The sequence below is a fragment of the Mesorhizobium sp. M7D.F.Ca.US.004.01.2.1 genome, from assembly GCF_003997785.1.
Classification (GTDB): domain Bacteria; phylum Pseudomonadota; class Alphaproteobacteria; order Rhizobiales; family Rhizobiaceae; genus Mesorhizobium; species Mesorhizobium loti.
In genome coordinates, this window is sequence record NZ_RZRQ01000272.1 from 1 (window position 1) to 7,861 (window position 7,861).

A 7,861-nucleotide genomic window follows, 5' to 3' on the forward strand; every position below is an offset into this window, starting at 1 on the left:
TTCGAACATCAGGTCGACCGCTCCCTTGAAGTCGGCAACATCGCCCTTGCCATGTGCCGAGCCGGAAAACAGGCCGGGAGCAATGCGGTCCCCCAGCCATCCGGTCAGGCCGGCGAGCAGGACGATGAGTGGGAACGGCACATTCAAGGCATAGATGGCGATGAACGCCGCGACCGCTATCGACATCATGACGCGGTTCTTGAGGGCGCGCCGTCCGATCCGGATCACCGCCTCGATGACGATGGCAAGCACCGCCGCCTTCACCCCGAAAAACAGCGCCGCGACGAGAGGCATGTCGCCATAGAGGACGTAGAGGCTGCTCAAGGCGAGCATGACGAGCGCACCCGGCACGACGAACAGGATGCCTGCGACAAGGCCACCGATCGTCCTGTGCAGCAGCCAGCCGATGTAGATGGCAAGTTGCTGGGCTTCCGGGCCAGGCAGCAGCATGCAGTAATTCAGCGCGTGCAGGAAACGCTGCTCGCCGATCCAGCGCCTCTCCTCCACCAGTTCCTTGTGCATCAAGGCGATCTGCCCGGCAGGCCCGCCGAAGCTGAGCAATCCGATCTTCGCCCAGACTTTCGTGGCTTCCGTAAAGGTTGGTGCAGCCGGCATCGGGACCTTTCCTGCTGTATCTACCGGGGCAAGAGCGCTCATGTCGGTTTACCTACAGCGGGCCAGTTGTGCGTTTCTTCGGTGGCGTCGCGACACCAGCGGAAGAACGCATCGTAGAGCAGCATGCCTGCTTCCAGTTGTTCCAGATCGTCGCGGAACATCCGCGAGAGACCAAGCGAGGCAGCCAGAAAGCCGGCCGCCTGGGGCACAAGGTCGAGGCTTGCGGTGTCGGCCGCGCGCACGATTGCGGCAAGGCGATCGAGCGCCTCGGATTCCAGCCCGAACTCCTCGATCATGGTGTCGAAGGTGCAACGCTCGCCTCGATGGCTCCAGAACACATTGTCGATGTCGAAAGGCGCGGCCTGAAAACGGTCGGCCACAGCCAGTACTTCAGCGGGTTCGACAAACAGGAACACCGCGTCGGGGTCGAGGAAACGCCGGATCAGCCATGGGCAAGCGATGCGGTCGACCTTCGGGCGTGATCGCGTCACCCAGACGGTGGCGCCCTTTTCATTACGTGGCGGCATCTTTTCGGTGCGAACCAGAAGCCCCCCGGCATCGCGCCAGGCCTCAAACCCGCCTTCAAGGGATTCGGCTGATATCCCCTCATGGCGCAACCATGCGGCGACGCCTTGCGAAAGCTTTTGCCCCTTCTGGCAGACGACGGCCACCGGCTTGCCGGCGAACCCGGCGGCCCAGGTCGAAACGGTTTTGAAATCGCGCCGGCACGAAGCCGGCAACAGGCGCGGATCGGCCTCGAAATCGTCATCGACGCGGACATCGATGATGACAGGCGCACCCGGCAGGCCGATCAGACGGGACAGTTGCGATACAGTGATAGCAGTTGTTGACGGCATGGCGTCCACCTCCTGGAAGAGAAGCTTGGACGCGAACGTTGGGCTGACGCCTCACGGGGTCGTCGCGATGCACCCCTTGTCATCATGGTGGATACAACGCGCGGGCTTGTCAAGGATGGTGACGGGCTCGACCTATTGGTCGGGACTGGCGACCTGACTGATCAAGCCGCCAGTTGTCGATGCGTGTCAGTGATTGTCCCTGGGAACACCGCTTGTGTGCGCGACATCCTGATATTTCACCGCTGGCTTCAGCACCATTCCCTCTGAAAACTGCGCAACCATGCCACGCTGGATCTCCTGCCAGGGCGTCTGGTGCTTGGGATAGTGATAGCCGCCATTGTTCTGCAGTTCGGCGCGGCGCCGGGTGATCTCGTCGTCGGTGACGAGTATATCGGCCGTGCCCTTGCGCAGGTCGATGCGGACACGGTCGCCCGTCTTGAGCAGAGCCAATCCGCCGCCGATGGCGGCTTCCGGCGAGGCGTTGAGGATCGACGGCGAGCCCGACGTGCCCGACTGGCGGCCGTCACCGATGCAGGCAAGCGCGTGGATGCCCTTCTTGATGAGGTAGGCCGGCGGCTGCATGTTGACGACCTCGGCACCGCCGGGATAGCCGACCGGACCAGCGCCGCGCATGAACAGGATGGTGTGTTCGTCGATGCCTTGCGCCGGGTCGTCGATGCGAGCGTGGTAATCCTCCGGCCCATCGAAAACCATGGCGTTGCCTTCGAAAGCCTCTGGATCCTTGGGATTGGACAAATAGCGTTCGCGGAATTCCGGCGATATGCCGCTGGTCTTCATGATCGCCGAATCGAACAGATTGCCCCTGAGGTTGATGAAGCCTGCATTGGCCTTCAGCGGCTTGGCGACAGAGCGGATGACGTCGGGGTTTTCGTTGGCGACGCCCTCGCTATTCTCACCGATCGACTTGCCGTTGACGGTGGGTGCGCCGGGATGCGGCAACAGCCCGCCCTTCATCAGTTCGGCGATGACCGCCGGCACGCCGCCGGCATGATGGTAGTCCTCGCCGAGGTATTCGCCCGTCGGCTGCAAATTGACCAGCAGCGGCACATTGAGGCCGACCGTCTGCCAGTCGTCATTGTCGAGCTTGACTCCAAGGTGTCGGGCGATGGCGTTGAGATGGATAGGCGCGTTGGTCGAGCCGCCAATGGCCGAATTGACGACGATGGCGTTCTCGAAAGCCTCTCTCGTCATGATATCGGACGGCTTCAGATCCTCATGCACCATCTCGACGATGCGTTTTCCGGTCTCATAGGAAATCTGGCCGCGCTCGCGGTAGGGGGCGGGAATGGCGGCCGAGCCCGGCAACTGCATGCCAAGCGCCTCGGCCAGCGAGTTCATCGTGGTGGCGGTGCCCATGGTGTTGCAATAGCCGGTGGACGGCGCCGAGGACGCGACGATGTCCATGAACTCGTCGTAGCCGATCTCGCCGGCCGAAAGCCGCTGGCGCGATTCCCAGACGATGGTGCCGGAGCCGGTGCGCTTGCCCTTGTGCCAGCCATTGAGCATCGGGCCGACCGACAGGGCGATGGCCGGGATGTTGACCGTGGCCGCCGCCATCAGCAGCGCCGGCGTGGTCTTGTCGCAACCGATGGTCAACACGACGCCGTCGAGCGGATAGCCGTAGAGCACCTCGACCAGGCTGAGATAGGCAAGGTTGCGGTCGAGTGCTGCGGTCGGGCGCTTGCCGGTCTCCTGGATCGGATGGCAGGGGAATTCGAACGGAATGCCGCCCATCGAGACGATGCCTTCGCGCACGCGCTTGGCGAGTTCGATATGGTGGCGGTTACACGGCGAAAGATCGGAGCCGGTCTGGGCGATGCCGATCAGCGGCTTGCCGGACATCAGTTCAGCGCGCGTCAGGCCGTAATTCAGGTAGCGCTCCAGATAGAGCGCCGTCATGCCCGGATTGTCGGGATTGTCGAACCACTCCTGCGAGCGAAATTTTTTCTTGGTGGTGGGGGCGCCTGCCATCGTGGTCTCCGTATTTGTAAGACAAATCGATATGGCAACGCGCGTAAGCAGGCAAGAGGGCGTGCGGTCGCAACCGGACTTTGGTGTGATAGACACGCACCCTGCCGTGCGTTAGGGCTTCAGGCAGTCTTGTCCGGGAGGTTTTCATGGCTTTGGTGATCGAAGGCGAGGAACGCATTGCCGCACCCCTGCAAAAAGTGTGGGAAGCGCTGAACGATCCCGAGGTCTTGAGGGCGACCATTCCCGGCTGCCAGAGCCTTGAGATGAAGTCGCCGACCGAAATGGCGGCGACCGTGGTGGTGAAGATCGGGCCGATCAAGGCGACGTTCAATGGCGAGGTGACGCTGAAGAATCTGAAGCCGCCGCACTCCTACACCATCCAGGGCGAAGGCAAGGGCGGCATTGCCGGCTTCGCCAAGGGCGGCGCCGACGTGACGCTGACCGAAGATGGACCGGATACCACGGTGTTGAAATACGCCGCCAAGGCCGATGTCGGCGGCAAGATCGCCCAGCTTGGCAGCCGGCTGATCGAATCGACCTCGAAGAAACTGGCCGGGCAGTTTTTTTCCAGCTTCGGCGAGAAGGTAGGCGCGGCCTAGGCTGCAGAGCGGCGGTGCCTACCGAACAAAAAGCTATTCGAACACAATGCTCGGCACGGCGGCGGCAGCCGCACCACGCTCTTCGTTGACCCGGTCCCAGACCTTCGAAGCGATGTCGCGGTAGATTTTCGCCTCGGCGCCGTCGGGCTTCGAGACGACAACCGGCGTGCCGGCGTCCGAGCTTTCGCGAATGCCCATCTCGAGCGGCACTTCGCCAAGGAAGGTGACGCCGAGACGCTCGGCCTCGCGGCGCGCGCCGCCATGACCGAAGATATCGTAGCGCTTGCCGGTATCCGGGGCGATGAAATAGCTCATGTTTTCGACGATGCCGAGCAACGGCACGTCGACCTTCTTGAACATGTTGAGGCCTTTTCGCGCGTCGATCAGAGCCAGATCCTGCGGCGTCGAGACGATGACGGCGCCAGCCAGCGGCACCTGCTGGGCCATGGTCAGCTGCGCGTCGCCGGTGCCGGGCGGCATGTCGACGACGAGCACGTCGAGCCGGCCCCACTCGACCTCGCGCAGCATCTGCGTCAGCGCCGACATCACCATCGGTCCGCGCCAGATCATCGGCGTTTCCTCATCGACGAGGAAGCCCATCGACATCACCTTCAGGCCGTAATTCTCCATCGGTTTCAGGATCTTGCCGTCGACGGTCTGCGGCCGGCCGTGGATGTTGAGCAGCCGTGGCATCGACGGACCGTAAATATCGGCATCGAGCACGCCGACGCGCAGGCCATTGGCGACGAGGCCAAGCGCGATGTTGACGGCGGTGGTCGACTTGCCGACGCCACCCTTGCCGGAGGCGACCGCGATGATTGCCTCGATGCCGGGCACGCCACGTTTGCCCGAGCTGTGTGAAGCGGGAGCATGGGGAGCGGCACGTGGCGCGGCCGCGGGCGGAGCGGGCCTGGGAGCGGGGCGCGACGGAACCGGCGCCTCCATGCCGCCGCCCTTCTTCTCGGCCGTCAGCGCGACGACGGCGCCGGCGACGCCGGGAATCGCCTTGACGACGCGTTCGGCGGCGGCACGCAGCGGTTCCATTTCCTGGGCACGGGCGGCGGGAACGGTAATCGAGAAGAAGACCTTCCCGTCAGCGATGAAAATCTCCGAAACCATGCCGAGGTCGACAATGTTGCCGGTGAAATCCGGCCCGTTGACCGTCTTCAGACGCTCGGTGACGATTTCCTTGGTGACGGACATGGCAGTTTTTCCTTACGCAGCTTGCGCCTGAGATAATGCAGTTTCCGGACAGAACCAAGCCGTGGAGCAATGGCTGCCTTGGCGTGCCCGGAAAAACGATGGGGTCCGTCGGATTTCATCAGCATCAAACGTCTTCCAGATGATCGAGTGCCGGTGCGGCCGTCAATCAGGCCAGCCGACAGTCGTCAAACAGTCGAAGAGACCTATTTCAACGACCAGCACAGGACCGACAATCAAGAGAAGGAGGCGACCATGCTCGCAAACAGCAACGCAACGGCCAATCTGGCGGTAAAGGACCTGGCAAGGGCCAAGGCTTTCTATGAGGGAACACTTGGCCTGAAACAGGTGCACGATGAGGGCGGCGAACTGATCGTGTACAAAAGCGGCGACACCACCCTCAACGTCTATCATTCCCAATTTGCCGGAACCAACAAGGCAACGGCGGTGACCTGGATGGTTGGCGACGAGATCGGCAACGTTGTCAAGGAACTGAAGTCGAAGGGCGTCACCTTCGAGCACTATGAGATGCCCGGCCTGACGCTGGAGGGCGACGTCCATGTCGGTTACGGCATGAAGGTCGCATGGTTCAAGGATCCCGACGGCAACATCCTGAACCTGGTGGACAAATAGGTTGTTTCGTATTTCGGGGAGGCGGCGCACGCATGATCTGTGCGGGCACTCCTCGCTTGTTTTCCTGGAACCGGTGACTCGCGCCAACCGTTTGTTTTACCGCATTTATGCGGGCGCCAAAATGCTCTAGCTTCCGTCCATGATCGACAAGCTGGAATTCTTCATCGCGCTGGCCAGGGAAGAGCATTTCGGCCGGGCGGCGGAAGTGTGCGGCGTCACCCAGCCGACGCTGTCGGCCGGAATCAAGCAGTTGGAGGGCCAGCTTGGTGTCATGCTGGTTCTGCGCGGCTCGCGCTTCCAGGGACTGACGCCGGAGGGCAAACAGGTGCTGGTGTGGGCGCGCCGCATCGTCGGCGACACCCGCACGATGCGCGAGGAAATGCGGGCGGCGCGCCACGGACTTTCCGGACGCATCCGCATCGCCGCCATTCCGACCGCACTGGCCATGGTCGCACGGCTGACGACACCGTTTCGGGCAAAACACCCGGGCGTCACCTTCTCGGTGCTGTCGCGCACGTCGATCGAGGTGCTGTCGCTGCTCGGCAATTTCGACATCGACGCCGGCATCACCTATCTCGACAACGAGCCGCTGGGGCGGGTGACCAGCGTGCCGCTCTATGACGAGCGCTATCAACTGATCACCGCGATGGGAAATCCCTATTCCGACCGCGACAAAGTGACATGGGCGGAGCTCTCAAGCCTGCCGCTGTGCCTTTTGACGCCGGACATGCAGAACCGCCGCATCATCGACCAGCATCTGGCCGAAGCCGGCGTGCAGGTGCGACCAACGCTGGAATCCAATTCGATGATCGTGCTGTTTTCCCACATCCGCACTGGCAAATGGTCGTCGATCATGCCGCTCAACCTCGCGGAAACATTCGGTTTTTCCGAGCCGATACGAGCCATTCCGATCGTCGAACCCGACGCCAGCCACACGGTCGGCCTGGTGGCGACACCGCGCGAACCGCACACGCCGCTGGTCTCGGCGCTGCTAGACGAGGCGATGGCGCTGGCGGACGATTTCCACGCCAACCGTTGAGTTAGACAAGGTTGGCTGATGACAGTCGATAGAAGACTTCTATCGTCCAACGAAACCGCTTTATTGATTTCGGAGGTTTTCTTCGATTTCTTAAGCACTTAGCGATAAAGCGGCACAGGCATGTCGTTGCTCCAAAACCACTTAATGTTTTTGGGCGATACGCATGGACCGCTACGATAGGGAGGGCGCTGCATGCCAATGCAGCCTGCAAGTACCGAGATCACGTCGCGCACGGCCGCGATCATCCAGGAGCTGAAGGGCCTTGAAGGCCCGCTGCTGCCGATCCTTCACGGCATCCAGGAAGAGTTCGGCCATGTGCCGCACGATGCGCTGCCTGTCATCGCCGAAGCATTGAACATTTCCCGGGCCGAGGTGCACGGCGTCGTCACCTTCTACCATGATTACCGCAGCCATCCGGCAGGCCGGCATGTGCTGAAGCTTTGTCAGGCGGAATCCTGCCAGTCGATGGGTTCGGACGCCGTCGCCGCCAAACTGAAACAGTTGCTGGGCATCGGCTTCCATGAGACGACCCGCGACGGTTCGGTCACGCTGGAGCCAGTCTATTGTCTCGGCCTGTGCGCCTGTTCGCCCGCCGCAATGCTCGATGGCCAAGTGATCGGGCGGCTCGATGATGAAAAGCTCGATGAGATCGTTGCCGAGGTGCGCTCATGATCCCGCGTATCTACATTCCCGGCGATTCCGGCGCACTGGCGCTTGGCGCCGAAAAGGTCGCCAAGGCGATTGCCAGTGAACTCGCCGAGCGCGGCATCGAGGCCAAGATCGTGCGCAACGGATCGCGCGGCGCCTATTTCCTCGAACCGATGGTCGAAGTTGCGACAGCCAACGGCCGCGTCGCCTACGGGCCGGTGAAAACCTCCGACGTCAAAAGCCTGTTCGACAGCGGCTTCCTCACGGGCGGCCATCAC

General features: G+C 62.2%; 8 protein-coding genes and 1 pseudogene. 5 read left to right on the forward strand and 4 right to left on the reverse strand.

The window, feature by feature from the left end; all coding sequences use genetic code 11:
- The 3 genes from EN993_RS27030 to EN993_RS27040 all read right to left on the reverse strand — a co-directional run.
- Positions 1-615, reverse strand: a 615-nt coding sequence (locus EN993_RS27030) for a chromate transporter (protein WP_245468977.1), incomplete at its 3' end; no start/stop codon positions are given.
- 38 nt (positions 616-653) lie between these two features.
- A complete protein-coding gene (locus EN993_RS27035; RefSeq protein WP_127265291.1) occupies positions 654-1,472 on the reverse strand; it encodes a chromate resistance protein ChrB domain-containing protein in 819 nt (272 codons plus the stop codon).
- A gap of 186 nt (positions 1,473-1,658) precedes the next feature.
- A complete protein-coding gene (locus tag EN993_RS27040) occupies positions 1,659-3,464 on the reverse strand; it encodes an IlvD/Edd family dehydratase (RefSeq protein WP_127265292.1) in 1,806 nt (601 codons plus the stop codon).
- Positions 3,465-3,610: 146 nt separating this feature from the next.
- On the opposite strand from EN993_RS27040, the gene EN993_RS27045 reads away from it, so the two are divergent.
- Entirely contained in the window at positions 3,611-4,063 is a 453-nt protein-coding gene (locus EN993_RS27045) for a carbon monoxide dehydrogenase subunit G (protein ID WP_109666144.1), read from the forward strand.
- A 33-nt stretch (positions 4,064-4,096) separates the two neighbouring features.
- Here the strand turns inward: EN993_RS27045 and EN993_RS27050 are convergent, their stop codons facing one another.
- The gene (locus EN993_RS27050) at positions 4,097-5,266 is read right to left on the reverse strand and encodes an Mrp/NBP35 family ATP-binding protein (RefSeq protein ID WP_109666142.1); all 1,170 of its coding nucleotides are present in this window, start codon (positions 5,264-5,266) and stop codon (positions 4,097-4,099) included.
- A gap of 252 nt (positions 5,267-5,518) precedes the next feature.
- Between EN993_RS27050 and EN993_RS27055 the strand changes: the two genes are divergently transcribed.
- The 4 genes and pseudogenes from EN993_RS27055 to EN993_RS27070 all read left to right on the forward strand — a co-directional run.
- Positions 5,519-5,896 (forward strand): VOC family protein, encoded by a 378-nt coding sequence (locus EN993_RS27055; RefSeq protein WP_109666744.1) that lies wholly within the window; start codon positions 5,519-5,521, stop codon positions 5,894-5,896.
- A 139-nt stretch (positions 5,897-6,035) separates the two neighbouring features.
- Positions 6,036-6,935, forward strand: a complete 900-nt coding sequence (locus EN993_RS27060; protein ID WP_109666141.1) for a LysR family transcriptional regulator — start codon at positions 6,036-6,038, stop codon at positions 6,933-6,935.
- Positions 6,936-7,127: 192 nt separating this feature from the next.
- On the forward strand, positions 7,128-7,607 hold the full coding sequence (locus tag EN993_RS27065) for a formate dehydrogenase subunit gamma (protein ID WP_109666139.1): 480 nt from the start codon (positions 7,128-7,130) through the stop codon (positions 7,605-7,607).
- Positions 7,604-7,861 (forward strand): annotated as a pseudogene (locus tag EN993_RS27070) (formate dehydrogenase); the annotation flags it as partial. The gene EN993_RS27065 and the pseudogene EN993_RS27070, both read left to right, overlap by 4 nt.

What these genes read in the sequence shown, in the direction of transcription:
- EN993_RS27035 (WP_127265291.1), bottom strand. Translation starts at nt 1,472, where the DNA reads ATGCCGTCAACAACTGCTATCACTGTATCGCAACTGTCCCGTCTGATC.
- EN993_RS27040 (WP_127265292.1), bottom strand. Translation starts at nt 3,464, where the DNA reads ATGGCAGGCGCCCCCACCACCAAGAAAAAATTTCGCTCGCAGGAGTGG.
- EN993_RS27045 (WP_109666144.1), top strand. Translation starts at nt 3,611, where the DNA reads ATGGCTTTGGTGATCGAAGGCGAGGAACGCATTGCCGCACCCCTGCAA.
- EN993_RS27050 (WP_109666142.1), bottom strand. Translation starts at nt 5,266, where the DNA reads ATGTCCGTCACCAAGGAAATCGTCACCGAGCGTCTGAAGACGGTCAAC.
- EN993_RS27055 (WP_109666744.1), top strand. Translation starts at nt 5,519, where the DNA reads ATGCTCGCAAACAGCAACGCAACGGCCAATCTGGCGGTAAAGGACCTG.
- EN993_RS27060 (WP_109666141.1), top strand. Translation starts at nt 6,036, where the DNA reads ATGATCGACAAGCTGGAATTCTTCATCGCGCTGGCCAGGGAAGAGCAT.
- EN993_RS27065 (WP_109666139.1), top strand. Translation starts at nt 7,128, where the DNA reads ATGCCAATGCAGCCTGCAAGTACCGAGATCACGTCGCGCACGGCCGCG.